Origin of the sequence: Ilumatobacter fluminis (assembly GCF_004364865.1) — a bacterium.
Taxonomy (GTDB): Bacteria; Actinomycetota; Acidimicrobiia; order Acidimicrobiales; family Ilumatobacteraceae; genus Ilumatobacter; species Ilumatobacter fluminis.
Window position 1 is genome coordinate 2101943 of sequence record NZ_SOAU01000001.1, and the last position, 25030, is coordinate 2126972.

General features: G+C 69.1%; 31 protein-coding genes. 19 read left to right on the forward strand and 12 right to left on the reverse strand.

The genetic code is table 11. The features are described from left to right. Window positions 1-6: 6 nt before the first annotated feature. Together BDK89_RS09495 and BDK89_RS09500 are read left to right on the forward strand one after the other, a co-directional pair. On the forward strand, window positions 7-1716 hold the full coding sequence (locus tag BDK89_RS09495) for a primosomal protein N' family DNA-binding protein (protein WP_133868727.1): 1710 nt from the start codon (window positions 7-9) through the stop codon (window positions 1714-1716). 16 nt (window positions 1717-1732) lie between these two features. Next, complete coding sequence (locus BDK89_RS09500) at window positions 1733-2089, forward strand: HNH endonuclease (protein ID WP_133868728.1); 357 nt, start codon at window positions 1733-1735, stop codon at window positions 2087-2089. Here the strand turns inward: BDK89_RS09500 and BDK89_RS09505 are convergent. Further along, window positions 2066-2680 carry a class I SAM-dependent methyltransferase gene (locus tag BDK89_RS09505; RefSeq protein ID WP_133868729.1) on the reverse strand — a complete coding sequence of 205 codons (615 nt, stop codon included), beginning with the start codon at window positions 2678-2680 and terminating at the stop codon, window positions 2066-2068. The genes BDK89_RS09500 and BDK89_RS09505 overlap by 24 nt on opposite strands. Between BDK89_RS09505 and def the strand changes: the two genes are divergently transcribed. The 4 genes from def to BDK89_RS09525 are packed head-to-tail and all read left to right on the forward strand — an operon-like array spanning window position 2679 to window position 5642. Continuing rightward, entirely contained in the window at window positions 2679-3227 is a 549-nt protein-coding gene (def, locus tag BDK89_RS09510; protein WP_133868730.1) for a peptide deformylase, read from the forward strand. The two genes, BDK89_RS09505 and def, sit on opposite strands and share 2 nt — an antisense overlap. Next, the gene (locus BDK89_RS09515) at window positions 3224-4039 is read left to right on the forward strand and encodes a methionyl-tRNA formyltransferase (protein WP_133868731.1); all 816 of its coding nucleotides are present in this window, start codon (window positions 3224-3226) and stop codon (window positions 4037-4039) included. Before def ends, BDK89_RS09515 begins: the two co-directional genes overlap by 4 nt. Beyond that, the gene (locus BDK89_RS09520; protein WP_166657488.1) at window positions 4036-5148 is read left to right on the forward strand and encodes a transcription antitermination factor NusB; all 1113 of its coding nucleotides are present in this window, start codon (window positions 4036-4038) and stop codon (window positions 5146-5148) included. Before BDK89_RS09515 ends, BDK89_RS09520 begins: the two co-directional genes overlap by 4 nt. Beyond that, window positions 5145-5642, forward strand: coding sequence for a MogA/MoaB family molybdenum cofactor biosynthesis protein (locus BDK89_RS09525; RefSeq protein ID WP_133868733.1), 498 nt, complete (start codon window positions 5145-5147; stop codon window positions 5640-5642). Before BDK89_RS09520 ends, BDK89_RS09525 begins: the two co-directional genes overlap by 4 nt. 12 nt (window positions 5643-5654) lie before the next feature. On the opposite strand, the gene BDK89_RS09530 is transcribed toward BDK89_RS09525, so the two are convergent. After that, the gene (locus BDK89_RS09530) at window positions 5655-6068 is read right to left on the reverse strand and encodes a cytidine deaminase (RefSeq protein ID WP_133868734.1); all 414 of its coding nucleotides are present in this window, start codon (window positions 6066-6068) and stop codon (window positions 5655-5657) included. Between the two features lie 102 nt (window positions 6069-6170). On the opposite strand from BDK89_RS09530, the gene hisG reads away from it, so the two are divergent. Genes hisG through BDK89_RS09545 form a run of 3 tightly spaced genes read left to right on the forward strand, consistent with a single transcriptional unit; the run spans window position 6171 to window position 7571 of the window. After that, on the forward strand, window positions 6171-7043 hold the full coding sequence (gene hisG, locus BDK89_RS09535; protein ID WP_133868735.1) for an ATP phosphoribosyltransferase: 873 nt from the start codon (window positions 6171-6173) through the stop codon (window positions 7041-7043). 2 nt (window positions 7044-7045) lie between these two features. After that, entirely contained in the window at window positions 7046-7243 is a 198-nt protein-coding gene (locus BDK89_RS09540) for a cold-shock protein (protein WP_133868736.1), read from the forward strand. 4 nt (window positions 7244-7247) lie between these two features. Further along, entirely contained in the window at window positions 7248-7571 is a 324-nt protein-coding gene (locus BDK89_RS09545; protein ID WP_208294018.1) for an MGMT family protein, read from the forward strand. A 25-nt stretch (window positions 7572-7596) separates the two neighbouring features. On the opposite strand, the gene BDK89_RS09550 is transcribed toward BDK89_RS09545, so the two are convergent. Continuing rightward, window positions 7597-7941 carry a DUF1844 domain-containing protein gene (locus BDK89_RS09550; protein WP_133868737.1) on the reverse strand — a complete coding sequence of 115 codons (345 nt, stop codon included), beginning with the start codon at window positions 7939-7941 and terminating at the stop codon, window positions 7597-7599. A 251-nt stretch (window positions 7942-8192) separates the two neighbouring features. Between BDK89_RS09550 and infC the strand changes: the two genes are divergently transcribed. From infC to BDK89_RS09570, 4 genes are read left to right on the forward strand one after another with little or no spacing between them, the layout of a single operon-like run. Next, a complete protein-coding gene (gene infC, locus BDK89_RS09555) occupies window positions 8193-8834 on the forward strand; it encodes a translation initiation factor IF-3 (RefSeq protein WP_133868738.1) in 642 nt (213 codons plus the stop codon). An 8-nt stretch (window positions 8835-8842) separates the two neighbouring features. After that, on the forward strand, window positions 8843-9031 hold the full coding sequence (gene rpmI, locus BDK89_RS09560; protein ID WP_424955285.1) for a 50S ribosomal protein L35: 189 nt from the start codon (window positions 8843-8845) through the stop codon (window positions 9029-9031). A gap of 31 nt (window positions 9032-9062) precedes the next feature. After that, window positions 9063-9416, forward strand: coding sequence for a 50S ribosomal protein L20 (gene rplT / locus BDK89_RS09565; RefSeq protein WP_133868740.1), 354 nt, complete (start codon window positions 9063-9065; stop codon window positions 9414-9416). Window positions 9417-9426: 10 nt separating this feature from the next. Next, window positions 9427-10158, forward strand: coding sequence for a TrmH family RNA methyltransferase (locus BDK89_RS09570; protein WP_424955299.1), 732 nt, complete (start codon window positions 9427-9429; stop codon window positions 10156-10158). Between the two features lie 8 nt (window positions 10159-10166). Here the strand turns inward: BDK89_RS09570 and BDK89_RS09575 are convergent, their stop codons facing one another. Continuing rightward, window positions 10167-11672, reverse strand: a complete 1506-nt coding sequence (locus BDK89_RS09575) for a peptidoglycan-binding protein (RefSeq protein WP_133868742.1) — start codon at window positions 11670-11672, stop codon at window positions 10167-10169. Between the two features lie 241 nt (window positions 11673-11913). Here BDK89_RS09575 and pheS point away from each other — a divergent pair, with 241 nt between their 5' ends. From pheS to BDK89_RS09590, 3 genes are read left to right on the forward strand one after another with little or no spacing between them, the layout of a single operon-like run. Further along, window positions 11914-12927: a phenylalanine--tRNA ligase subunit alpha gene (gene pheS / locus BDK89_RS09580; RefSeq protein WP_133868743.1), complete on the forward strand. Its 1014-nt coding sequence runs from the start codon at window positions 11914-11916 to the stop codon at window positions 12925-12927. A gap of 15 nt (window positions 12928-12942) precedes the next feature. Then, window positions 12943-15309 carry a phenylalanine--tRNA ligase subunit beta gene (pheT, locus tag BDK89_RS09585; protein WP_133868744.1) on the forward strand — a complete coding sequence of 789 codons (2367 nt, stop codon included), beginning with the start codon at window positions 12943-12945 and terminating at the stop codon, window positions 15307-15309. A gap of 1 nt (window position 15310) precedes the next feature. Then, the gene (locus tag BDK89_RS09590) at window positions 15311-15697 is read left to right on the forward strand and encodes an ACT domain-containing protein (protein WP_133868745.1); all 387 of its coding nucleotides are present in this window, start codon (window positions 15311-15313) and stop codon (window positions 15695-15697) included. Here the strand turns inward: BDK89_RS09590 and BDK89_RS09595 are convergent. Further along, entirely contained in the window at window positions 15669-16838 is a 1170-nt protein-coding gene (locus BDK89_RS09595) for a hypothetical protein (RefSeq protein ID WP_133868746.1), read from the reverse strand. The two genes, BDK89_RS09590 and BDK89_RS09595, sit on opposite strands and share 29 nt — an antisense overlap. A gap of 45 nt (window positions 16839-16883) precedes the next feature. Then, the gene (locus BDK89_RS09600; RefSeq protein WP_133868747.1) at window positions 16884-17288 is read right to left on the reverse strand and encodes a VOC family protein; all 405 of its coding nucleotides are present in this window, start codon (window positions 17286-17288) and stop codon (window positions 16884-16886) included. A gap of 106 nt (window positions 17289-17394) precedes the next feature. On the opposite strand from BDK89_RS09600, the gene BDK89_RS09605 reads away from it, so the two are divergent. Next, entirely contained in the window at window positions 17395-18351 is a 957-nt protein-coding gene (locus BDK89_RS09605) for a phosphate/phosphite/phosphonate ABC transporter substrate-binding protein (protein WP_166657489.1), read from the forward strand. Between the two features lie 28 nt (window positions 18352-18379). Continuing rightward, entirely contained in the window at window positions 18380-20707 is a 2328-nt protein-coding gene (locus BDK89_RS09610) for an ATP-binding protein (RefSeq protein WP_166657490.1), read from the forward strand. An 8-nt stretch (window positions 20708-20715) separates the two neighbouring features. On the opposite strand, the gene BDK89_RS09615 is transcribed toward BDK89_RS09610, so the two are convergent. Then, window positions 20716-21519 (reverse strand): hypothetical protein, encoded by an 804-nt coding sequence (locus BDK89_RS09615; protein ID WP_133868750.1) that lies wholly within the window; start codon window positions 21517-21519, stop codon window positions 20716-20718. Here BDK89_RS09615 and BDK89_RS09620 point away from each other — a divergent pair. Then, window positions 21518-21697: a hypothetical protein gene (locus tag BDK89_RS09620; RefSeq protein ID WP_166657491.1), complete on the forward strand. Its 180-nt coding sequence runs from the start codon at window positions 21518-21520 to the stop codon at window positions 21695-21697. The genes BDK89_RS09615 and BDK89_RS09620 overlap by 2 nt on opposite strands. A 26-nt stretch (window positions 21698-21723) precedes the next feature. Here BDK89_RS09620 and BDK89_RS09625 read toward each other — a convergent pair whose 3' ends face one another. From BDK89_RS09625 to BDK89_RS09645, 5 genes are read right to left on the reverse strand one after another with little or no spacing between them, the layout of a single operon-like run. Continuing rightward, window positions 21724-22122, reverse strand: coding sequence for a VOC family protein (locus BDK89_RS09625; RefSeq protein ID WP_133868752.1), 399 nt, complete (start codon window positions 22120-22122; stop codon window positions 21724-21726). 10 nt (window positions 22123-22132) lie between these two features. Next, window positions 22133-23395, reverse strand: a complete 1263-nt coding sequence (locus BDK89_RS09630) for an RNA polymerase sigma factor (RefSeq protein WP_133868753.1) — start codon at window positions 23393-23395, stop codon at window positions 22133-22135. Next, a complete protein-coding gene (locus BDK89_RS09635) occupies window positions 23358-23771 on the reverse strand; it encodes a YciI family protein (protein ID WP_133868754.1) in 414 nt (137 codons plus the stop codon). Before BDK89_RS09635 ends, BDK89_RS09630 begins: the two co-directional genes overlap by 38 nt. A gap of 21 nt (window positions 23772-23792) precedes the next feature. After that, window positions 23793-24413: an HD domain-containing protein gene (locus BDK89_RS09640; RefSeq protein ID WP_133868755.1), complete on the reverse strand. Its 621-nt coding sequence runs from the start codon at window positions 24411-24413 to the stop codon at window positions 23793-23795. 29 nt (window positions 24414-24442) lie between these two features. Further along, window positions 24443-25012 (reverse strand): YqgE/AlgH family protein, encoded by a 570-nt coding sequence (locus BDK89_RS09645; RefSeq protein ID WP_208294019.1) that lies wholly within the window; start codon window positions 25010-25012, stop codon window positions 24443-24445. Window positions 25013-25030: the final 18 nt, after the last annotated feature.

Sequence of the window (25030 nt, forward strand, 5' to 3'; positions counted from 1 at the left end):
CCGGCCGTGATCGCCCGGGTCGTCCCGAACGTCACGGGGCTCGACAAGCGATTCGACTACGCCGTTCCCGACACGATGGTCGTGTCGGTCGGCGATCGCGTGCGCGTCGAACTGCACGGGCGGCGCATCGGCGGCTGGATCGTCGACCTCGACCCGCCCGACGCCCACGTCGACGGGCTGAAGCCGATTGCCAAATGGTCGGGCCGCGGACCCACTGCGGAGCTCATCGAGCTCGCGGAGTGGGCGGCCGTCCGCTGGGCCGGTCGCCAGCGTCACTTCCTCGGCGCGGCGTCGCCCGATCGCAACGTCGACCGTGTGCCGTCGTCGCGCAGAACGGGCGCCATCGTCGAGCCACGTTCGCCCGCGTCGACCGGCATCCTCCAGCGCGGCGGCGGCGTCCTGCGGCTGCCACCGACCAGCGACCCGATGCCGGCGGTGCTCAGTGCCGCTGCCATCGGACCGACGATCGCGATCGTGCCGGCTCTCGACGACGCGATGCTGCTCGCTGCCCGGCTGCGACGGTCCGGGCTGTCGGTTGCGTTGGCGCCCGACGACTGGGCCTCGGCCGCCGGCGGTGTCGACGTCGTCGTTGGTAGCCGCACGGCCGCGTGGGCGCCGTGCCCGGGACTCGCCGCCGCTGTGATCGTCGACGAACACGACGAAGCCCTGCAAGACGAGGGATCGCCGACGTGGCACGCCCGCGACGTGATGATCGAGCGATGCCGACGGGCCGGCGCGCCGCTGCTGCTCGTCTCGCCGTGCCCGACCCTGACGGCGCTCGAATGGGGCGAGCTCACCCGACCGCCGCACCAGCGCGAACGCGACGGCTGGCCCATCGTCGACGTGATCGACCGCTCCGACGACGAGCCTTGGAAGCGATCGCTGGTGACCTCCGAACTGATCCGGCACCTGCGCGATCCCGACCGGCGGGTCGTCTGCGTCAGCAACACGACGGGGCGCGCTGCGCTCCTGGCCTGTCGCTCGTGTCGAGAACTCACACGCTGCGAACGCTGCGACGCCGCCGTCGTGCAACTCGACGACGGCACGTTGCACTGCCGACGATGCGGCACCGATCGTCCGCCGGTGTGCAGCAACTGTGGCGCCGGCACGTTCGCCAACCTCCGGCCCGGAATCACCCGACTGCAGGAAGAGCTGGAGGCCGCTGCCGCTCGACCGGTGGCCACGGTGACCGGCAACGGGTGGGAGGGGCCGGCCGACGCGCACATCGTCGTCGGCACCGAAGCTGCGTTGCATCGTGTCGACCGCGCCGACACGGTCGCGTTCCTCGACTTCGACCGCGAACTCCTGTCACCGCGCTACCGGTCCGGCGAGCAGGCGATGGCGCTCCTCGTGCGAGCGGCGCGTCTCGCCGGTCCACGAGGACGTGGCGGGCGGGTGCTCGTGCAGACGTTCCTGCCGAACCACGACGTCGTGCAGGCGGCGCTCCTGGCCGACCCGGGGCGGATGATCGGACCCGAGCGAGAACGCAGACAGATGCTCGGCCTCCCACCCTTCGGTGCGTACGCCGAGGTGTCGGGCAAGGGTGCCGACGAGTTCGTCGCGTCGCTCGAGCCGGTCGACGACGTGATGGTGGTCGGCTCCGACGACGAGTACGTGGCACGAGCGTCGTCGTGGATGACGCTCGGCCAGGTGCTCGTCGCCGGTGAGCGCCCTTCCGGCAGCCGTCTGAGGATCGCCGTCGACCCGCCGCGCTGACGGTACTGTCGGGCCGATGGCGGCGACCGGAGCACGCAAGGCACGTTTGGCACGCAAGCGACGTCGCCGGGTCGCTGCCCGTGACAACGATCTGACCGACGAGCAGTGGGCGTCGATCGTCGAGCACTGGGCCGGGTGCGCGTACTGCGGTGCGACCGACGTCGCGCTCCAACGTGACACCGTGCAGCCGATCTCCCGTGGCGGTCGCTACACGCTCGACAACGTGGTGCCGGCATGCCGTTCCTGCAACGCCAGCAAGTGCAACGACGAGGTGACGGGTTGGCTCCGTCGCAAGAAGCTCGACGAGGGCCGGTTCCTCGTGCGGTACGCCGAGATCAGCGCCGCGCTCTCAGCCGCGAACCGTCCGGAGTAGCCGGAAGCCGGCCTTGCTGGCGATTCGGTCGGTCGGAAAGCCCTGTTCGCCGAGCCAGCGTTGCAGCGAGTCGGCCCCCAGGTGCTTCTGCACGACGAGCACCGCCTGCCCGTCGGGCGCGAGTCGCGGCAGCCACGTGAGCAGGAGTTCGTGGAGCGCCGCCTTGCCGATGCGGATCGGCGGATTCGACCAGATCGCCGTGAACTCCAGGTCGTCGGCCACGTCGTCCGGCGCTGCCGTCCGGAGGTTGGCGACGCCGTTGCGTTCGGCGTTGGCGGAGGTGAGCGCCCGTGCCCGCTCGTTCGTGTCGACGGCCCAGACCGTGGCGCCGGGCGATCGCTTGGCCATGGCGAGCGCGATCGGCCCGGCGCCGCAACCGAGATCGAGCAGATGCCCGACGTGTGGGGGAGCAGGGGCCTCTCGGAGCAGCAGCGACGTCCCGGTGTCGAGGTGACCGTGACTGAACACGCCACGGTCGGTCAGCATGCTGAACGCGACGTCGGGCAGGGCGACGTCGACGGTCTCCGTCGACGAGGCGACCTCGGGGTTCTCCGACCAGTAGTGCGACACCGTCGGTAGCATGCCATCCATGGCCTACTCGATCCGCACCTTCGGCGACCCGGTGCTCAAGTCGAAGGCCGCGCCCATCACCGACGTCGACGGCAAACTGGTGCGGCTGGTGGACGACATGTTCACGACGCTGTACGACAGCGGCAACGGCATCGCGCTCGCCGCACCCCAGATCGGCGTTCAGAAGCAGATCTTCGTCTGGGATCTCGGCGAAGGCGATCAGCAGGTGATCTTCAACCCCGAGATCGTCGAGTCCGACGGCGAGTGGGTGTACGACGAGGGATGCCTGTCGATCCCCGGCCTGTACGTCGAGATGGTCCGGCCGAAGACCGTGCTGATGCGCGGCGTCGACATCAACGGCGAGGTCGTCGAGCGCGAGGCCGACGAGCTCGAGGCCCGGATGTACCAGCACGAACTCGACCACCTCCACGGTGTGCTCATGTTCGACCGGATGACATCCGACCAGCGCAAGGAAGCGATGGCCGAGTTCCGTCGCATCAAGGAAGCCGAGCAGGCCGAGGCGCTCAAGCCGGCCGACTCCCGGTTCCGACGCCTCCGCCTCAAGTGAGGCTCGTGTACCTCGGCACGCCGCAGATGGCGGTGCCGCCGCTCGAAGCCCTGGTCGAGGCCGGACACGAGGTCGCTCTCGTCGTCACCAACCCCGACCGCCGACGCGGCCGCGGGGGGACGCTGTCACCGAGCCCGGTCAAGGAAGCGGCGGAACGGCTCGGGATCCCGGTCGCTCACGCCGTCGACGACCTCCTCGCCGTCCACGCCGAGCACCCCGTCGACCTCGGCGTCGTGGTGGCGTACGGCCGACTGATCAAGCCGCACGTGCTCTCCGAACTCGACTTCGTGAACCTGCACTTCTCGTTGCTGCCCCGCTGGCGCGGTGCGGCGCCCGTCGAGCGAGCGCTGCTGGAGGGCGACGACGTCACCGGCGTCTGCCTGATGCAGCTCGAAGAAGGGCTCGACACCGGAGGCGTCTACGACTGCGTCGAGGTGCCGATCGGCGCCGACACCACCGCGGACGAACTCCGGCACGAGTTGGTCGACGTCGGTACCCGGCTCCTCGTCGATCGCCTCGCCTCCGGACTCGGTGAGCCCGAGCCGCAGACGGGCGAGACGACATACGCCGCCAAGATCGACCCCGCCGAGCTCCGCATCGACTGGAGCGCACCGGTCGAGCAGACGCACCGGCTGATCCGCCTCGGTGGTGCGTGGACGACGTTCCGCGGTGCCCGTTTCAAGATCCACGCGGCGAACATCGTCGACGGCGAACTCGTCCCGGTGACGGTGCAACCCGAAGGCAAGCCGCGGATGGACTACGAGGCGTGGCGCAACGGTGCCCGCCCGGCCGACGGCGAGTGGTTCGAGTGAGCGCGCCCAGCGCACGTCGCGTCGCGTTCGACGCGCTCCGCCGGATCGACGGCGACGGCGCCTACGCCAACATCGTGCTCGGGGCGATGCTCGACCGCTCCGAACTCCACGAGCAGGATCGACGCTTCGCCACCGACCTCGTCTACGGCACCACGCGGATGCGTCGGGCGTGCGACGCCCTCGTCGACCGCTTCATCACGAGCCCGCCCGACGACGCGACCCGCACGCTCCTGCGCCTCGGCGCGTACCAGTTGGTGTTCGGCGACGTCGCGCCCCATGCGGCCGTGTCGGAGACCGTCGGCCTCGCGCCGCGTCGGACTCGCGGCTTCGTCAACGCCGTGTTGCGCAAGGTGTCGTCGACCGACATGGTGTGGCCCTCCGAAGCGGCGCGGCTGAGCTATCCCGACTGGATCGTCGATCGCCTCACCGACGAACTCGGCCGCGACGACGCGCTCGCGTCGTTGATCCGGATGAACGAGCCGGCGACCGTCAGCGTGCGCGACGACGGCTACGTCCAGGACCCGTCGTCACAGTGGGTCGCGGCAGCCGTCGAGGTCGCGCCAGGGGAGCGGGTGCTCGACACCTGTGCTGCTCCGGGCGGCAAGGCAACCGCCCTGGCTGGCGCCGGCGCGGTCGTCACCGCCGCCGATGTCCGGGCGAACCGGGTGTCACTCGTGGCAGCGAACGCCGAACGGCTCGGCCTCGACATCGACTGTGTGGTCGAGGACGCGACGCAGCCGTCGTTCGCACCCGCCTCGTTCGACGCCGTCCTGATCGACGCTCCCTGCAGCGGGCTCGGCGCGCTTCGCCGACGACCCGACGCGCGCTGGCGGCTGCAGCCGTCCGACGTGGACGATCTGGTCGAGCTGCAGCACCGCATCCTCGCCGCGTCGGCACGGCTGGTCCGCCCCGGCGGCCGGCTGGTGTACAGCGTCTGCACGCTCACCGCAGCCGAGTCGATCGACCATGCGACGCCCGACGGCTTCGAGGTCGACGACCGACCCCCGCCGGTCGGTTCGTGGCGACCGTTCGGTCACGGCTGGCGCGTCCTGCCACACGATGCCGACACCGACGGCATGGTGCTCGTCCGGTACCGTCGCCCGGCATGAGCCACGCTCACGACACCGACTCGACGCCCCTCCGCGCCAAGGTGCTCACCGTCAGCGACGGGGTGTTCCACGGCAGCCGTGACGACACCGGCGGACGTGGCCTCGCAGCCCATCTCGCTGCGAACGGGTTCGAGGTCGTCGACCATCGGGTGACGGCCGACGGCGCCGACGCCGTCGCGTCGACGTTGACCGAGATGAGCGACGGATTCGCCGGGCTGATCGTCACCACCGGCGGTACCGGCTTCGCGCCGCGCGATCAGACACCCGAGGGCACGGCACGGGTGATCGAGCGCGACGCACCCGGACTCGCCGAGGCGATGCGTCTCGTCAGCCCGTTCGGCCGGCTGTCACGTGGTGTCGCCGGCATCCGGGGTCGAACGATCGTCTGCAACACGCCGGGCAGCCCGAAGGGGACGATCGAGCAGATCGATGCCGTCATCGACGTGTTGCCGCACGCGCTCAGACTGCTGGCGAGCGATCCGACCGAGCACTGAGCCCGGGCGGTCTCACGAGCGGTGCGGACCGCAGGGGAGGAGTTCACCGACGGTCGACGTCGCCGACTCGCCGTCGGGGTCGACCACGACGACCTCGACACCCGGCCCGCCCAGTTCGAGCGCGACCTGGAGGCAGGCACCACACGGGTGCGTGAGCGTGCCGTCGGTCCGCGGTGACACGAGTGCCAGGCGGACCGGTTTGTGTCCGGTGGTGACGGTGCCGAACAGCGCCACCCGTTCCGCACACATCGCCAGACCGAGCGACACGTTCTCGACGAGCGCTCCCGGGATGATCTCGTCGTCGTAGGTGCGCACGGCGGCACCCATCCGGAACTTGCTGTAGGGGGCGTACGCACGCTCCCGGGCGGTTCGGGCGACGTCGATCAGTTCGGCGTCGAGCGACTGGGAGCCATCGTTGTCGGACACGGCTCGACGGTACCCCGGGGCGCCGGGACGGAAACGGTCGGAGACCGCCGTCGACCAAACCTCATGGGAGAAGTCGTGCGGGCGTCGCTAGCCTCGGTCCACGTGCTGAAGCTGGTCCTCCCGAAGGGGTCGCTCGAGAAGGCGACCTTCGAGCTGTTCGACGCCGCCGACCTGAACGTGTCCCGGAACTCGTCGGTCGACTACAAGGCGATCATCGAAGATCCCCGGGTCGACGAGGTCCGAATCCTGCGGCCGCAGGAGATCCCGACCTACGTCGCCGAAGGACTGTTCGACATCGGGATCACCGGTCGTGACTGGGTCGAAGAGACCGGAGCGCAGGTCGAGAGCCTCGGCGAACTGAAGTACTCCAAGGCGACCTCCAAGCCGGTCCGGGTCGTCGTCGCCGTGGCCGGCGACAGCGAGGTCACCAGCGTCGCCGACCTGCCCGACGGCGTTCGGGTCACGTCGGAGTACCCCGAGCTGACGCGCCGCTTCTTCGCCGACCGCGGCGTCGACGCCGACGTGCGCCTGTCGTACGGCGCCAGCGAGGCCAAGATCCCCGACATCGCCGACTGCGTCGTCGACATCACCGAGACGGGCCGTGCGCTCCGCGCGGCCGGCCTCAAGGTGATCGACACGATCCTCACGAGCTACACCGAGGTCGTCGCCAACCCGGCCGCCTTCGCCGACCCCGAGAAGCGGGCGGCGATGGACGACATCATGACCCTGCTGAACGGCGCGCTCGACGCCCGCGGCAAGGTGCTGTTGAAGGTCAACGTGTCGGCCGCCGACCGTGACGCCGTGCTCGACGTGCTGCCGTCGGCCAAGTCGCCGACGGTCAACCAGCTCGCCAACGGCGACTACGCGATCGAGACCGTCGTCGAAAAGCGCGGCATCAACCTCCTGATCCCCGATCTGCGTGCGGCCGGTGCCTCCGACCTGCTCGAGATCCCGATCACGAAGATCGTCAAGTAGCGATGTTGCGCGGCACCGTCACCGAGTTCGACGAGGCCAAGGGGCTCGGCACCGTCACGTCCGACGACGGCGCCCCCTTCTTGTTCCACGTGATCGAGATCGCCGACGGCACCCGCACGATCGACGTCGGCCAGCCGGTCAGCTTCCAGCCGCTCCCGAAGTTCGGCACCCTGCAGGCCGGCCACGTCGCCAAGCTCTGACGTCGTGAACGCCGACGACGACACCGAACCCGACCCGGTCGTCGTGCGGGAGCGTCGGATCGTCGACGTGCTGATGGCGCTCCAGCAGGGCGAGGTCACCACCTACGGCGACGTCGCCGCCGTCGCTGGTTACCCGAAGCAGTCACGTCTCGTCGGTCGCATCCTCCAGACCACCGACCACGAGGTGCCGTGGTGGCGGGTGGTCAACGCCGCGGGACGACTTGTGCCCGGCCACGAAGCCGAACAGATCGAGTTGTTGCGTGAGGAAGACGTCATCACCCGCAACGGGCGGGTGGTGTCGGCCCCACACGGACGGTTCGGCGCCTGACCCGGCGCCGCTGACGCCGCGACACTCAGTCGTCGTTCGTCGCCGACTGGCCCGTCTGGGCCTTGACGCTCACGAACGCCATGCGGATGTTGGCGAGCGCGTCGGCCATCGTCTGGGCGTCGTCACCGAGACGCTCGCCCAGACCCTCGACCAGGAGTGCCATCGAGTCGATCGCCAGCTGAGCGGCGACCAGATCGGGTGTTTGCGACGACAGATGGATGGCGCCCAGCTCGTAGAGCCCCATGATGTGGTTGACGACGACGACCTCGGCGGGCACCTCGGCGAGGCGGGCCCGGGCTTCGGCCATCGCGGCTTCGATCTCGGCGGTCGATTCGGCGCCGTCGGGGGAGAGGTCGGTTTCGTCGGTCACCTGCGATACCCTACCGAGGTCGGTCGTTTCGGCGACCGGCCACAATTGAGGCGAAGTGGGGCCCTCGGGCTCCCACCCGGCCACCAGATCACCCTCGAGGCGATCATCAGGTGCGTCCGGGTCGATGACGATCACGACCCTCCAGGTCTCCTGGCTGGTCTGCTCCGCAACGATCCGAAGCGACTTCGCGTCGAGCACGACCAAACGACCGACAACATTGGGAGGAACCCATTGCGCAGGAGTGATCAGTCATAGCTGGCAAGAGCGATCAACACCGAGTCAACGATCGAATCCGGGCCCGTGAGGTCCGCCTGATCGGCCCCGACGGCGATCAGCTCGGTATCAAGCCGGTCCCCGAGGCACTGCGCATGGCGCGTGGCCTCGACCTCGATCTCGTCGAGGTGGCACCACAGGCGAATCCGCCCGTGTGCCGGATCATGGACTACGGGAAGTTCCGGTACGAAGAAGCGCAGAAGGCCAAAGAGGCGCGCAAGAAGTCGACGAACATCTCGATCAAGGAAGTCAAGTTCCGTCCGAAGATCGGCAAGGGTGATTTCGACACCAAGATGCGTCACCTCGTCGAGTTCATCGAAGAGGGACACAAGGTGAAGGTCACCCTCCAGTTCCGTGGCCGCGAGATGGCCCACCCCGAACTGGGTCGCAAGATCCTCGACGACGTGATCCAGGGCGTCGGCCCGATCGCGAAGGTCGAGAACCAGGCCCGGATGGAAGGTCGCAGCATGTCGATGGTGCTGTCACCCGACAAGAAGGCGATCGACGCCCAGCGCAAGGCGGCCGAGGAGGCTGCCAAGGAAGCAGCGGCCGAGGAAGCCGCCCAGGAATCGGCAGCCGACGAGGCGGCCGAGCCCCCCGCACAATCAGGAGACGAATGATGCCGAAGATGAAGACCTCGAAGACCGCTGCGAAGCGGTTCAAGAAGACCGGCAAGGGCAAGCTGCGCCACGAGCAGCAGAACAACCAGCACAAGTTCGAGGGCAAGTCCTCGAGCCGGAAGCACCGCCTCGACCGCGACGCCGACGTGCACGTGGCCGACGAGAAGAAGATCAAGCGCCTCCTGGGTGAGCGCTGATACCGAGACCCGAGAAGGAGACTGATCCACGATGGCACGCGTCAAGCGCGGTGTGGCTGCCAAGAAGCGCCACAAGAAGGTTCTGAAGCAGGCCCGCGGCTACTACGGCAACAAGAGCCGTTCGTACCGTGCGGCCAACGAGCAGCTGCTCCACAGCGGCCAGTACGCATTCCGTGACCGGCGTGCGAAGAAGGGCGAGTTCCGTCGTCTCTGGATCCAGCGGATCAACGCCGCTTGCCGCCAGAACGACATGAGCTACAGCCGCTTCATCGCCGGCCTCAACGCCGCCGGCATCGAGGTCGACCGCAAGATCCTCGCCGATCTCGCCGTCACCGACCCGGCCGCATTCTCGGGCCTCGTCGCCCAGGCCAAGGCTGCGTTGTAAGGAACGCGTCCTGCGCGAACAACTCACCTTCAAGAACCAGAAGGTCCAAGAACTGCGGCGCCTGATCGGGCGCCGCAGTTCGCGTTCCGACGCCGGTGCGTTCGCGGTCGAGGGCGAGGTCCTGATCCGTGAGGCGCTCGACGCCGGATGGGAGGTCCTCGTCGAGTTCGTGGCGCCCGACGCCGGACCGGTCAGTGGCGCAACGGCGTTCGAGCTGGCCGACGGCGTGCTCGAACGCGTCGCCTCCACCGAGCGACCCCAGCCCAACGTCGCCGTCGTCAAGATGCCCGATCGTGCGGCGTCGCTGGCCGACGCCCGGACCGTGATCGTCGCCGACCGCCTGAACGACCCCGGCAACCTCGGCACCATCGTGCGTTCGGCCGAGGCGGCCGGCGTCGACGCCGTCGTGCTCACACCCGGTTCGGTCGACCCGTTCAACCCGAAGGTGGTGCGCGCCGCAGCCGGCGCGCTGTTCCACATTCCGGTGGTCGAGGCCGACCTGGCCGCCGTCCGAGACGCCGGTCTGCGCCTCGTCGGCACCTCGTCGCACCAGGGTGAACCGCACACCGATACCGACTGGAGCGGGCGTGTTGCGATCGTGATGGGTTCGGAGGCGCACGGGTTGCCCGACGACGCTCCGATCGATCAGTGGGTGCGGATCGAACACCGGGGTCGCGCCGAGAGTCTGAACGTCGCCATGGCGACGACGCTGCTCGCTTTCGAGGCGACCCGCCGGCGCTAGCGGCCCGATCAGCCCGGCGGCAGCGTGGTCGTCGGTGCGAGCGTCGTCGTCGTGACGATCGTCGTCGGCGCCACCGTCGTCGAGGTGGTGACTGGCGGTCGCGTGGTCGTCGGCGCCGCCGTGGTCGTGGTGGTGGTCGTCGTAGCTCGTGCGACCGTGGTCGTCGTGGCCGGAGCGGTCGTCGTCGTGGTCGTCCGTGCCGGAATCGTGGTCGTCGTGCGCGGCGCAGTGGTCGTCGTCGTGGTCGCCGGTGGCAGGTTCGGGGTCGGCACGTTGATCGGGCTCGGGTTCGGGATCGGATCGCCGGCGAACAAGGCCCGTGCGGCCGCGGCGATGAAGTCGGCTCGAGCCTGGGTGCCCGCGGTACGGAGGTGGACGTGGTCGTAGTAGTTCGACCAATCGTTCGCCGACATGGTGAGCGCCCAGTCGGCCAGGTGGCAGCGGGGCTGCCGGTTGCACCAGGTCCGCAACGCCGCCGAGTAAGCATCCTGCCCGGCGACGTTCGACGTCCCGGCACGGGCTCGGGTGCTGACGAAGATCACCGGTCGGTTCCCCGTGAGGCGGAGCGCTTCGTTCCAGTGCCGCTCCCACGAAGTCGGCGAGTACAGGCCGGCGTCGTTGGTGCCGAGCGCGACGACCACGATGTCGCCGAGGGCGTTGGCCTGCCCCCACAGCGCCAACAGGGTGAGGCCAGACGGAGCGCACGTGTCGTTGCCCGGAATCGGCTCCGGGTACATCAGGAGTGGGCGACTGCCGTCGGTCTGACGCTCACGACACTGCCACCCGTAGGCGAGCGAGCGCCCGCCCTCGCCGTCGACCGCCGATGCGCAGCCGATCGCGCCGAGCGCCCGCTCGTGGAGCGATTCGGCGCCCGCCATCAACGAGTCGCCGACCACCGTCACCTGGCAGCCGTCGGCGCCGCCGTTACCCAGCGACGGGATCGGCCAGGAGGGGAGGGCGTTGGAGCGGCCACCGTCGACGTATCGCAACAGCTGCCGGGTCTCGTGGTCGGCTTCGCCGGTCTCGGGAAGACCGAAGAGCTTCTGGAAGTTCGTGATCGCGACGACGGTGTCGGGGCCGTAGGTGCCGTCGGGTGCGATGGCGGCGCCGGTCGTGGTGATCAGCATCCGCTGGAGCAGGACGACCTCGGGCCCCGTGTCGCCCTCGCGCAGGGTCGGCAGGAGCAGCGCCGGGTCGATCGTCGTCGTGGTGGTCGACGACGTCGACGTCGTGCTCGATGCCGGTGTGGCGCTCACGACGGGCACGGTCGGCCTGGTCGTCGTGGTCGCTCGGGTGGTGACCGGAGCCGTGACGGTGGGCGACGTCGGTTGGACGATCGGCTGGGTGGTCGACGGTGTGCTCGACGTGGCCGGCACGCCGTCGTCGGCGGCGATCGTGTCGCCGGAGTCGCTGCTCGTTGCGACGACGACCCCGATCGTCAGGATCAGCGCGGCGACGACGCCGACTGCGCCGATGACGCGCTGCCTGGCGTCGAGCCCCGAGATCCACCGCACGCCTGCGACGATACGACCTCGGGCGGGGTCCACCACGGCACGTCGGGGCGCGCGGCGCGAAACGGTTGGTCACGGGGGGCGCCGTCGCGTAGCCTGTCCGGCGTGATGGCAGCGCTGCGATTTCCGTGCCCCGGGCGGACCGCCTGGGGACGGTGACGCTTCACGAACGCGCGCCCACCCGAGTCCGGCCGGGGATGACCACTGCCCAGACCGTTCGTTCGTCGTGTTTGAAAGGACTCCCGTGATCGACGACATCCGCGCCGCCCAAGCAGCGGCGCTCTCCCAGGTCGAGCAGGCCGATTCGCTGGAAGCGATCGCCGCGCTCGACAGCTCACTGCTCGGCAAGCAGGGCGAGATCGCCGCGTTCAAGCGGCAACTCGGCTCGCTCGAGACCGTCGACGAGAAGAAGGCGGCCGGTCAGGCGGTCAACGAGGCGTTGCAGGCCGTCGCCGCTGCGCTCGAGACGCGCCAGCGTGAACTGGGCGTCGCTGCTCTCCAGGCGAAGGTCGCCGCCGAGCGACTCGACCTCACCGAGTACGTCACCGCGCCGACCCGTGGGCATGCACACCTCGTCACCCAGGCATGGGAACGACTCGAGGATGTGTTCATCGGACTCGGCTTCCAGGTCGCCGAAGGTCCCGAGGTCGAGACCGACTGGCACAACTTCGAAGCACTCAACATGGGCGAAGGGCACCCCGCCCGCGGCGAGTTCGACACCTTGTTCGTCGACTACGCACCCGAGGGAGGCTCCGAGGGGCGGACCGTGCTGCGCACGCACACCTCACCGGTCCAGATCCGCACGATGCTCGAGCAGGAGCCGCCGATCTACATCGTGGCGCCCGGTCGTGTGTTCCGCCGCGACACGCCCGACGCCACTCACATGCCGGTGTTCCACCAGATCGAGGGCCTGGTCATCGATCGCAACATCACCCTCGCCGACCTCGCCGGCACCATCGAGGCGTTCACCCATGCGTTCTTCGGACCCGGATTCTCGTCGCGCCTGCGCCCGAGCTACTTCCCGTTCACCGAACCCTCGGCCGAGTTCGACGTGCAGCGCCCCGACGGATCGTGGCTCGAACTCGGAGGGTGCGGCATGGTGCACCCGAACGTGCTGCGAGCCGGTGGACTCGACCCCACCGAGTGGAGCGGGTTCGCGTTCGGGTTCGGCATCGACCGCATGGCGGTCATGCGCCACCAGGTCGCCGACCTGCGAGACATGTACGCCGATGACATCCGCTTCGCCGCGCAGTTCTGAGGAGACGACAGCGACATGAAGGTTCTTCTCTCCTGGCTCAACGAGTACGGCGACTTCGCCGACCCGACCGACGACGACGCCGTGCAGCGTCTCGCCGACACGATGACCGCGCTCGGGCTGGCGGTCGAAGACATCGATCGCGTCGGCGCCACCGTCGACGGGGTCGTCTCGGCACGCGTGCTCCGACTCGAGCAACATCCCGACGCGGCGAAGGTCCAGCGCGTGTACGTCGACGCCGGTGACGGCTCCGAGCGCCACGTGTGGTGCGGTGCGTTCAACATGCAGGTCGGCGATGTCGTCCCGCTCGCCACCCTCGGCACCACCATGCCGAACGGGATGACGATCGAACGACGCGGCATCCTCGGGATCGACTCCGAGGGCATGCTCTGCGCAGCCGACGAGCTCGGTCTCGGCACCGATCACTCGGGCATCCTGATCCTCCCCGCCGACACCGAACTCGGTGTGCCGTACGGCGAGGTGCTCGGGATCCGACCCGACGTGCTGTTCGACCTCGACCTCACGCGCAACCGACCCGACTGCTGGGGCTACGTGGGCATCGCCCGCGACGTCGCCGCCCAGATGGGTATCGAGTTCCGACCGCCCACCCCGCCCGAACCCGAGTGGGGACCCGAGCGGACCGCGCCGGTCGAGCTCGTGTCCGGCGACCGCTGTGGTCGCTTCACGAGCGTGGTCATGAGCGGCGTCGAGGTCGGACCGAGCCCGGACTGGATGCAGCGCCGGCTGCTGGCGGCCGGCATGCGACCGATCAGCAACGTCGTCGACGCCTCCAACTACGTGACGCTCGAGCTGAACCAGCCGACCCACGCCTACGACCTCGAGACCTTGGGCGGCGGCGGGTTCCGCATCCGTGTCGCGAGCGAAGGCGAACAGATGGTCACACTCGACGGAGAGACCCGCACGCTCACCGAGGCCGACGTGCTGATCTGCGACGCCGATGATGTTCCGATCGGTATCGGCGGTGTGATGGGCGGCCTCGACTCCGAGATCTCCGACACGACCACGGTCGTGGCGCACGAGATCGCCTGGTTCACCCCGCTCACGGTGCTGCAGACGTCGAGCCGTCTCGGTCTGCGCACCGAGGCCTCGGCCCGATACGAGCGCGGCTGCGACCCGTACATCATCGACACCGCGCACGCTCGCTTCGCCGAACTGTTGGGTGAAACGTGCCCGAACCTCGTGGTGCACGCCGGCAAAGCCGACGAGCGCGGCCCCGGGCTCCCGCCGCAGGAGCGTTCGACCGAGCTGCGCATCAGCGAGGTCAACCGAGTGCTCGGCACCGAACTGACCGCCGACGACCTGCCACCGCTGCTCGACCCGATCGGGTTCACGGTGTCGGGCTCGGGCGACACCCGGACCGTTGCGATCCCGTCGTGGCGGCCCGACTCCACCGAGGAGATCGACGTGATCGAGGAGGTGGCACGCCACTACGGCTACGAGCGGGTCGGCAAGACCGTTCCGAAGTCGACCGTGCACGGCGCCCTGTCGGTCAAGCAGCAGCGTCGGCGGCTCCTGCGAGAAGTGCTCCTCGGATTGGGGATCTCCGAGGCGATGCCGAACCCGTTCCTCGCGCCCGACACGCTGGCGAAGGCCGGCCTCGACGGCCCGACGATCAGCATCACGAACCCGCTCGTCGTCGAAGAGAGCGTCCTACGCACCTCGCTCCGGCCGGGTCTCCTGGAGGCGATCGCCTACAACGAGTCGCACCGTGCGACCGGCGTGAAGCTGTTCGAGATCGGCCACGTCTACCCGCCCGGTTCGGGCGAGTTGCCCGACGAGTACGAAGCGCTGTGCGTGGTGCTCGCCGGCGAAGAAGCCCCGGCAGCGATGGCGGTGTGGCGCGAGATCGCGACGGCCCTCGGTGTGGGCGCCCGCGTCGACCAGGGACGCGTCCCGGCCGGACTCCACGCCACCCGCTCGGCGACGCTGCAGGCGGGCAAGGACCCGACCGGCGCCGTCGGCGAGGTCGACCCGGCGGTGCTCCAGCGCTTCGAGGTGACCGAGCGGGTCGCCATCCTCGAGCTCGACCTCGACGAGGTGCTCGGTCGCGAGCCGAAGCCGGCCCAGTGGAAGCCGGTGAGCAAGTACCCGTCGAGCGACCTCGACCTGGCCTTCATCCTGTCCGACGACGTGCCGGCCGAGAAGCTCGAGAAGGCGATCCGGCAGGGCGCCGGCGCGTTGCTCGTCGACATCGAGTTGTTCGACGTGTTCCGAGGTGAGTCGCTCGGCGACGGTCGACGCAGTCTGGCGTACCGGGTGCGGCTGCAGGCCGACGACCGCAACCTCACCGACGCCGACATCGCCGAGGTCCGACGCGGCGCGGTGGCTGCGGCCACCAAGTTGGGCGCCGAACTGCGCGGCTGAGATGCCCGGAGAGACCGATCTGGCCCGGATGCTGGCGACGCTCGACGTCGTGCAGCGCCCGGGCCGGTTCGCGTTCGTGACGGGGGAGTGGCCGACCCTCGCCGCCGACGCTGCTGCCACGATCCACGAGGACGAAGGACCGACCTACGTCGTCACCACCGAACAGGCCGACGCCGCCGGGGCGCCGGTCGACTTCGAGGCGGCCTGGCTCACGCTCACCGTCCATTCGGCGCTCGAAGCGGTCGGACTGACGGCGGCCTTCTCGGCCGTGCTCGGCGAGGCGGGCATCCCGTGCAACGTGCTCGCGGGCTACCACCACGACCATCTCCTCGTGCCCGCCGACCGGGCCGACGAGGCGGTCAGCGTGTTGCGATCGCTCGCCGGGTGAGTGCCCGGGCGGCGAACACCTCACGGACGTCGTTCTCGGTGTCGCCGCGGAACTGCTCTCGGTAGGCGGCGTCGTTGATGCTCGACACCGCGAACTGCAAGGTGGCGAAGGCCCCGATGAACGCCGCGACCGCAAGGTGCTCCCACGTGAGCACCATCTCGCCGCCGAGGAAGTCGAACCGCACGATCGGATCGAGCTCGTCGGTGGTGGTCCACTGGAGAATCGTCGTCTCCCGGACGGCCAGCAGACCGAACCCGACGTAGAACACCGCCGACACGAGGCCCACGAGCACCGCCTGCACCAGCTGCGAGATCATGAGGAGCAGCCCGGCGTTCACGACCTCGGTCCGGGTGAGCGGCGGAGCGTCGACCGGCGTGGTGCGGTCGAGGTCGTCGAACGGGAGCTGGTCGATGGGCGCGCTCGTCTGGCCGACGAGCCCGAACACCTCGTTCCAGTCGCCGAAGCGGGCGAGCGCGCCGACCTCGCCCGGAACCTGCAGCCCGAGGAACAGCGCCGCCAGGCCGACCAGCAGCACGATCACGATCACGAAGTACGCGGGCACGAAGTCGTGGGCGACCTGCCACACCTCGGCGTTCAGGAACACGAACGCCGTGATCAGGAGCATGATCGGCAGACCCCGAGCGAACAGCGCCGTGATGGTCCCGACCTGCTGTGCCGCCTGGACCGCTCCCACCCGCAGCGCCGGGACGAGGCCGTACGAGGTGATCGCATAGGCGATCAGCAGCAGTGCGGCGTTGAGGGCGATCACCGTGAGCCCTTCCTGCCAGCCGTTGTCGGCGACGACCGTCACCAGCACGGCCGGCCCGAACAGGTAGACCGCGACCTCCCAGGCGCCGATGTCGTCGGGAAGCGCGAGCGGTGGTCGCCGACGAACGAGGTTGACGGCGACGAACCCGCCGATGAGCACGCCGAGTCCGGCGACGAACACGGCGAACTGCGCCCAGCCGGACACCCGATCGTTGAAGGCGGTGAACAGCTCCACGAACATCACGAAGAGCTGGAACGGCCAGGTACGGGTCAGGACGTCCTCGGTCGACGAGTAGCCGTCGATCGCGTGGGGGAGCCCGCGTCGAATGAACCAGCGGTTGGTCCGCTCGATCAGCGCCTCGGGTGACTCCATCGGCCACAGTCTGGTCGACGGCATCCGACGCGGAGCGGTTCCGGGCTACTCGGTATCGGCCGACCAGGCGTTGCGGTCCGTCGTGCTGAGTTCGACGGTGTTGCCCATCGGGTCTCGCACCGGGAAGCTCCAGTACCCGACCCATTGCGGCTCCGCCCGGTGGCATGGCATCCCCGCCGCGGTCGCAGCGTCGACGGCGCGAACGAACGACGCCGCGTCGAGTTCGATGCCCCACGACGGGGCTGTCGCCGTGCCGCCGTCCCACCCGAGTTGCTTGGCCCAGCCCGACGCCGCCGGCTCGACGTCGGATCGCTCCTCGATCGTGATCTGGAGGTCGCCGACCCGGTACCCCACGACGCCGTCCTCGATCGAGACGAAGATCTCCGACAGGCCGACGACGTCGGTGTAGCAGCGACGAACCTCGCCGAGGTCGGAGCAGTGCAGGTACAAGAACGCGACGATCGCCCGACCGTAGTCGGGCGGTCGTGACGCCGGTTGCCGTCGGCATGAACCCGCCTTGAGGCGGGCTTGAGAAATGGTCCGTACCTTCGCGTGCATGATCGGTCGGACGTTTGTGCTCGCGGTGGCCGTCGGCGCCTCGATCGCGCTGACGGGCGCATGCGGGACCGGCGACGGCGACGTCGCCGATTCGGCTCCGGCGACCACCGTCTTTTCCGTCTCGAGCGTCCGTGACGACCATGCCGTGCGCGTGGGTGTGCTCGCCATCCGGAGCGCCGTCGCCGCCAACGGGCAGTACGGGCCGATCGTCGACTATCTGGAAGACGAACTCCAGCGACCGTTCGAGCTGGTGCCGCTCGCCCAGGACGAGTTGTTCGAGGCCGTGGCCGATGGCGAGATCGACTTCGTCCTCTCGAACCCACTGTCGTCGGTCCAGGTGCAACGCCTGTATGACACGGAGTTCCTCGCCACGATCGATCGGGTCGGCACCGGCCCGGAGTTCGGCGGGCTGATCATCGTGCGGGCCGACAGCGACATGGAGACGCTCGACGACCTGCGGGGTGCCGACGTGACGTGCGTGGCCTTCGAGACCGCAGCGGCCGGGTGCAACTTCCAGGTGATGCACCTGCGCGAAGCCGGCATCGACACGTCGGAGTTCGCACGCTTCACGGAGACTCCATCGCAGGACAACATCGTGCTCGCCGTACTGACCGGAGACGTCGACGCCGGATTCGTCCGGACCGGGCAGCTCGAACGGATGGTCGCCGAGGGGACGCTCGCCTCGCTCGATGACGTGCGAATCCTCGACCGGCACGAAGGCGACTATCCGTACCCGCACACGACCCCGCTCTACCCGGAGTGGCCCGTCGCGGCCCTCGCCGAGACCGACGGCGACGTAGCGGCCGCCGTCGCCGACGCGCTGTTGACCATTGAAGCCGGCCATCCGGCGCTCGCGAACGCGAACGCTGCCGGTTTCGTCGCACCGCCGGACTACGGGCCGCTCGACCGGCTCGTCGTCGAACTCGAACTGCGGTCGTGGGATGCCGCCGACTGAACAGCCTTCACGCCTGTCCTTCGACGGTGTGCCGATCACTCGAAGCGTCGGCGTCAGGTCGTTCCTGCTCCTGGCGGCCTTGCTCGTCGTCGTGATGGCGAGCGCCGTCGCGTTCATCGGAGCTCGGAACTACGACCACGAGACCGATCTGCTCGGCGAGCGCTCCGCATCGCAGGCCCGATTTCTCGCGTCGGTCAGCGCTGAAGCGATCTTCTTCCGCGACTTCCTGACGCTGGAGACACTCGTTCGCAACGCGATCGAGGACCCGTCGACCGTTCACGTCGTCTTCACCGACAACGACGGCACAACGATGACCAGGTTCATCGATCGCGACGATCAGCGGATCGTCGACATGCTCGATGCGGGTGCCGGTCCCGACAGCAATACGCTGGCAGACGCCCTCGTCGTCGATGCCGACGTTCGCGAGGTGGTGCAACCGGTCGTCAGCCAGGGAGCGCAGCTCGGCGAGGTTCGTGTGCTGTACTCGATCGAACCGGCTCGAGAGAACGCACGCCGTTTCGTCCGCGACGCATCGGTCGCCGCGGGGATCGTCCTGGCACTGGTCCTCATCGCCACCACGGTCATCTTCCGTCGCAAGATCCGCCACCCGCTTCGCGACCTCACGCACAAGACGCAGGCGCTCGCCGCCGGCGAGTTCCACGAGGGCATCGGCGTCGACCGACGCGACGAGATCGGCGTGCTGCAGAGTGCGTTCAACGAAATGGCCCGCGAGTTGCAGGGCACCCTCGTCGGTCTCGAACGCGCCCGCGACGACGCCGAGCGTGCCGACCGGGTCAAGTCCGACTTTCTCGCCAACATGAGCCATGAGATCAGGACGCCGTTGAACGCACTGCTCGGGTTGAGCGAGCTGCTGCTCGACTCGAACCTGACGGCTGATCAGCGCGAACTCGTGACCACGATGCATCGCAGCGGCGAAGCCCTGCTGGAGATGCTCAACGAGATCCTCGACTATTCCAAGCTCGAGAACAATCGGCTCGAACTGGACGTCGAGCCATTCGACGTGCGCGAACTGGTCGACAGTACGACCGATCTGTTCGTCGCTGCAGCGCGAGAGAAGGGGGTGTCGGTCGAGACCGACGTGGCTGCAGACGTTCCTCGTGTGGTGTTGGGAGACGAGGGTCGCACCCGCCAGGTACTCGTCAACCTGGTCGGGAACGCCGTCAAGTTCACCGATCGCGGCAGTGTCCGCATCTCCGTCGAGACCGCCGGTGACCGGTTGCGCTTCGTGGTCACCGACACCGGAATCGGGCTCGACCCCGACCAGGCAGACTCGCTGTTCGAACCGTTCCGACAGGCCGACAGCACGACGACCCGACAGTTCGGAGGCACCGGGCTGGGTCTGGCCATCAGCCAACGTCTCGTCGAGATGATGGACGGCGAGATCCGAGCCACCGGTGCGATCGGCGACGGGGCGAGCTTCTCGTTCGACGTGGCGCTCCCGGCGGCGAACACTGCGACCGATCGAACGGCGCCTTCGGTCGCCGAGATCGACCGCGGGCTCGCACGTCGCCATCCCATCCGGGTCCTCGTGGCCGAGGACAACACCGTGAACCAGCTCGTGGCGACCCGCATGTTCGCTCGCCTCGGCTACTCGGTCGACGTCGCCGCTGACGGCGTCGAAGCCATCGACATGGTGCTCGCCGGCGGGTACGACCTGGTGCTGATGGACGTCCAGATGCCACGACTCGACGGGGTCCAAGCCACGCAGCGCATCAAGTCGTTGCTTCCCGCCGAGCAGTGCCCTCGGATCGTCGCATGCACCGCGCACGCCCTCGAGGGCGACCGCGAGCGATACCTGACCGCCGGCCTCGACGACTATCTCAGTAAGCCGATCGAGCTGGCACGGGTCGCAGCGATCATCGAGTCGACTCCGCCGCTCGCGATCGCCGTCGATTCGCGCGGCCCGACGCCACCGACGATCAACGACGAACTCGATCGACCGATGGACGACATTGCATCGTTGCCGATCGATGACCGGGCGGAGATCGACGACTGCTCGGTCATCGACCGGGAAGAACTCGTGCGACTGCTGGGCGAGGACGCGGAGCCGCTCCTCGCTCTGCTCCTGCCGGTCTTCCAGGCCGATGCCGTCGAACGTCTCGCTGCAATCCGGCTTGCGGTCGGCGGTGGCGACGCCGAGTCGTTGCGGTTGGAGGCACACGCCCTCAAAGGCGGAGCCCGTGCCATCGCCATCACCACGATCGGGGACGACGCTGCTCGACTCGAGGCGATGGGTCGCGCCGGGGATTGCGCCGGCGCCGACGATCTGATCGCGTCGATCGAGCGAGAACTCATCCGCGTCGGCGACGTGGTGGCATCGTCCACCTCGGGCTGACCGCCGGTTCAGTCGTCCCAGCCGGGGCCGCAGGCGAAGGCGGGGTTCGTCATCTCGATCGGCGGGAGTTCGACCGGTCCGTCCGGTGTCTCGACCACGGCATCGACGAGTTCGGTGGAAACGCTCGATCCGTCGCAGATGATCGTCGCTTCCGGATACAGGAACGAGCCGGACGTGACCGGCCAGATCGCCAGCCAGAGCGGCGAACGGGCGAACGGCTCGCGACCGGTGTCGCAGTTGCCCGCTGCGAGGTCCACGCCGTAGAGCACGCTGACGCCGAACTGTTCGCTCGGGAGGGTGATGACCGTGCCGCGCGACTCGGTGACGTTGCCGGCGACCGGCTCGATTCCGATCGCCCAGCGCTGCTGCTCGTCGGACATCGCGAAGCCGCGTCCACATTCCCACGGACGATCGAACTCGACCGCCAGCAGCTCGGCGACATCCGGCTCGGCCTGCTCGTCCATGCTCCGTACGACGTCGATCGTCTCGAAGGTCAGTGTCTCGCTGACCCCGGTGCAGCCGCCCGGCATCACCCCATCCGTCAGGGTGCCCGAGCCGAGAATCAGGTCGCCGACCTCGGCGCCGACGTCGTCCGGGATGACGAGGTCGGCGTTGCGGAGTTCACCGATGGCGGTCGCGACGCGGCAGCCGCCGGCACCGACCGCCACGACTGCGGCGATCGGTCGTTGGTCGGGCGGACCCGTCGTGTCGACCTGGACGCTGGTGGGCGCAACGATCGTGCCCGGTGACGTCGATGCCGTCGGCGCCGTGGTCGTGGTGTCGCTGGTCGTCGTGGGGGTCGTCGTGGTCATGACGGGTTCGCTCGTCGCAGGTCCGTCCGTCGTCGCGTCGGCCGAGGACGACGGCCCCGTCTGCTCGGCGGCGTCGTCGCTGCAGGCCGGCACGATGAGCAGGGTCGAGGCGGCGGCGAGCGCCATCCGGCGACGGCGAGTGGTCGATCTGCTGCGGTGTGTGTCGATCCGTCGATGATGTCACGACGGCGCCGCTGCGAGACGTCAGGTGGGCGTCGGCCCGAGGAGATCCCAGGGGTTGCCCTCCAGGTCGCGGAAGACCGCCACGCGTCCGTACGGCTCGTCGCGCGGCGCTTCGTCGAACGTCACACCGTGTTCGAGCATGTGTCGGTGGGCGGCGTCGAAGTCGTCGACATGGAGGAACAGACCGACGCGGCCCGACCACTGTCGCCCGACCGCAGCTTCTTGCTGGTCGCCGTCGGCCAGTGCGAGCAGCAGACCGGTCTCGGCACCCGGCGGTCGCACGACGACCCAACGCTTCGGCCGACCGTCGTCGGTGGTCGACGGTGCGTCCTCGACCAGCTCGAACCCCAGCGCATCGACGAAGAACCGGATGGCAGCGTCGTAGTCCCGGACGATCAGTGTCGTGTTCGCGATGTGCACGCTGCGGACACTACGGCACGTCGTCGAGCCGCTGTTCGGCGAGTCGGCGGCGAAGGTGGGCGAGTTCGACCTCGTTCTCGCATCGTTCGATGGCGGCCTCGTACGACGCAACGGCCAGTGCCGTGTCGCCGGCGCGTGCTGCGAGCTCGCCGCACACCGCGGCGTAGCGATGATGACCTCGCAGCGACTCGTCGAGCCCGGCGAGCACCGTCAGGCCCGCCCGGGCCCCGTCGGCCTCGGCGACCGCGACCGCCCGGTTCAGCCCGACGATCGGCGAGCCCGTGAGTTCCTCGAGTCGGCTGTACCGAGCGGCGATCGCCGACCAGTCGGTGTCGTCGGGCGATGCTGCTCGGCAGTGTTCGGCCGCGATCCGGGCTTCGAGGCGGAGCTGCTCGGCGTAGCCGTCGGCCGCGTCGACGGTGTCGAGCACTGCGAGGCCGGTGGCGATGTCGTCCCGGTGCCAGAGTGATCGATCCTGTTCGCCGAGGGTGACCAAGCGGCCGTCGGCGACCCGGGCGTCGCGGCGTGAGTGCTGGAGGAGGAGCAACGCTCGCAGCGCCCGTACCTGCGCTGCGTCCGGGCACACGTGGGCCAGCACCGCGGCCAGATGGACCGCTTCACCTGCGAGATCGGCTCGGAGGAGATCAGGGCCCGTGCCGGGCGTGTACCCGGCGGTGAAGGCGAGATAGATCGTCCGGCAGACCTCGTCGAGGCGGGCGACCAACTCGTCGGCGACCGGCGCGCCGAGTGGGATGCCGGCGGCGACGATCTTCCTCTTGCCCCGCGTGATGCGCGCCGCCATCGTCGGTGTCGGAACGAGGAACAGGCGGGCGATCTCGTCGGTCGGTGTGCCGATCACCAGCCGCAATGCCAGGGCCGACCGGGACTCCGGTGCGAGTGCCGGGTGGCAGCACAGCAGGATGAGGTGGAGTCGCTCGTCGGGGAGGTCGTCGCCCGGCTCCGTCGGCGGCGACCAGTCGGCCCGCACCGCCAGGAGTGGCGCCTTGCGTCCGGCGACCGCCTCCGACCGGAGGCGACCGATCACCAGTCGGTGGGCGGTGGTGTACAGCCACCCCATCGGCGACTCGGGGATACCCCGGTCGGGCCATCGTTCGGCGGCTCTGGCGAATGCCTCGGCCAGCGCGTCCTCCACGAGGTCGAGGCGGCGCGTGCGCGCGACGAGGAGGGACAGCAGACGTCCCCACTCGTCGCGCTGGAGCGCGGCGAGCGCTTCGTCAGCCGAGATCGGGGACCGGCCGGATGTCGATGTCATACGCGGGCAGGATGCGGCACAGGTCGATCACCGTGTCGAGGTCGGGCGCATCGAGCAGGTAGTACCCGCCGATCTGTTCGGCAGCCTCGGCGAACGGGCCATCGGTGACGGTCATCGATCCGTCGCGCGTCCGCAGTGTGGTGGCGGTCGAACCGTCGCCGAGCGCCTCGGCGCTCACGATCTCGACGCCCGGCCGAGCGGCGCAGGCTTCGTCGAAAGCGACGTGCTGGGCCATGCCGGCCTCTTGCTCGTCCGGTGTCAACGTGTCCCAGTCGGGCATCTCGCCGTAGCCGGCGAGCAAGACGAAGTACTTCATGGTGAGGCTCCTTGATTCGTTGCCGGCGACCGTCGCCGACACCAGCATGACGCGCAGCACATCACCGATTCGACAGCCGGTTCAGGAATTCGGGCGGAGCCAGCCGTTGGCGACCGCGTCGGCGATCGCTGCCTCGAGCGCGTCGCCCAGCGCGGGAGCGGCGTCGGCGACGCGGCGGGTCGTGGCACGCTCGGTTGCTTCGTCGACGCCGTAGTCGGTCCAGGTGCCGCCGCCGACGACGTGGTTCAGCAGACTCGGCTGGAGCCGATCGAGCGCCTTTGCGAACCGGGCGTCGGGCGTCTCGGCGGCCTCGAACTCGTCCCACGACGATCGGAACTCGTCGACCTGGTCGTCGGGGAGCAGCCCGAAGAGTCGATCGGCCGCCCGCTGCTCCCGCTCGGCCTGTTCGGCGGCCGGTGTGCCGCCGAACACGGGCGTGTCCCCGGCGTCGATCTCGACGATGTCGTGGATCAGCAGCATCCGGACGACCCGCAGTGTGTCGACGGCGTCATCGGCGTGCTCGGCGAGGACGAGTGCGAACAGCGCCAGGTGCCAGGAGTGCTCGGCGGTGTTCTCGCGCCGTGACTCGTCGGCGATCCGGGTGCCGCGGAGCACCGTCTTCAGCCGGTCGATCTCGATCAAGAACCCGAGTTGTCGCCGCAACCGCTCGTCGAGCCCGCCCAACCAGTCCTGCGATCGCACCCTGCGAACCTACACGGGTGGGGGAGAGGTCAGTTGGCGCTGAGGTCGTCGGGGGCTTCGGCGAGCCAGGCGAGGCGACCGGGCTGGCGGCGCAGCACGGTGCGCCAGAGCAGATCGGGGTGATCGTCGAACAGATCGTCGGGTTCGGCATCGAGGATCAGCCAGGCGCCGGCTTCGAGTTCGCCCTCGAGCTGCCCGGGGCCCCAGCCGGCGTAGCCCCGGAAGACGCGCACTGCCGAGACCTGGCCGGCGACGAACGCGGGGTCGGTCGACAGGTCGGCCGATGCGACGCGGCCCGAGATCGGGGCGAGCTCGTCGTTCGGCTCGTCGAGCGGTTCGTTCGACAGCGCGAGTGCGATCAGCGCGTTGGGCTCGACCGGGCCGCCGTCGAACACGGTCGCCGGGTCGGACTGGAGGTCGATCCAGCGATCGAGGGGTTCGTCGAGCGCCTCGTCGGACGGGCGGTTGACGACCACACCGAGCGCACCGTCGGCCTGGTGCTCGAGCACGTAGATGACGGCACGGTTGAAGTTCGGATCGTCGAGCGGTGGCGTGGCGACGAGAAGTCGGCCTTTCGTGGGGGTCGCACCGGGGATCACGGTTCTATTGTGCCGGTC

Excerpts from the sequence above, each read along its gene's own strand:
- BDK89_RS09500 (WP_133868728.1), top strand. The coding sequence starts at position 1,733 with ATGGCGGCGACCGGAGCACGCAAGGCACGTTTGGCACGCAAGCGACGT.
- def (WP_133868730.1), top strand. The coding sequence starts at position 2,679 with ATGGCCTACTCGATCCGCACCTTCGGCGACCCGGTGCTCAAGTCGAAG.
- BDK89_RS09505 (WP_133868729.1), bottom strand. The coding sequence starts at position 2,680 with ATGGATGGCATGCTACCGACGGTGTCGCACTACTGGTCGGAGAACCCC.
- BDK89_RS09525 (WP_133868733.1), top strand. The coding sequence starts at position 5,145 with ATGAGCCACGCTCACGACACCGACTCGACGCCCCTCCGCGCCAAGGTG.
- BDK89_RS09540 (WP_133868736.1), top strand. The coding sequence starts at position 7,046 with ATGTTGCGCGGCACCGTCACCGAGTTCGACGAGGCCAAGGGGCTCGGC.
- rpmI (WP_424955285.1), top strand. The coding sequence starts at position 8,843 with ATGAAGACCTCGAAGACCGCTGCGAAGCGGTTCAAGAAGACCGGCAAG.
- rplT (WP_133868740.1), top strand. The coding sequence starts at position 9,063 with ATGGCACGCGTCAAGCGCGGTGTGGCTGCCAAGAAGCGCCACAAGAAG.
- pheT (WP_133868744.1), top strand. The coding sequence starts at position 12,943 with ATGAAGGTTCTTCTCTCCTGGCTCAACGAGTACGGCGACTTCGCCGAC.
- BDK89_RS09590 (WP_133868745.1), top strand. The coding sequence starts at position 15,311 with ATGCCCGGAGAGACCGATCTGGCCCGGATGCTGGCGACGCTCGACGTC.
- BDK89_RS09595 (WP_133868746.1), bottom strand. The coding sequence starts at position 16,838 with ATGGAGTCACCCGAGGCGCTGATCGAGCGGACCAACCGCTGGTTCATT.
- BDK89_RS09605 (WP_166657489.1), top strand. The coding sequence starts at position 17,395 with ATGATCGGTCGGACGTTTGTGCTCGCGGTGGCCGTCGGCGCCTCGATC.
- BDK89_RS09620 (WP_166657491.1), top strand. The coding sequence starts at position 21,518 with ATGACGGGTTCGCTCGTCGCAGGTCCGTCCGTCGTCGCGTCGGCCGAG.
- BDK89_RS09615 (WP_133868750.1), bottom strand. The coding sequence starts at position 21,519 with ATGACCACGACGACCCCCACGACGACCAGCGACACCACGACCACGGCG.
- BDK89_RS09630 (WP_133868753.1), bottom strand. The coding sequence starts at position 23,395 with ATGACATCGACATCCGGCCGGTCCCCGATCTCGGCTGACGAAGCGCTC.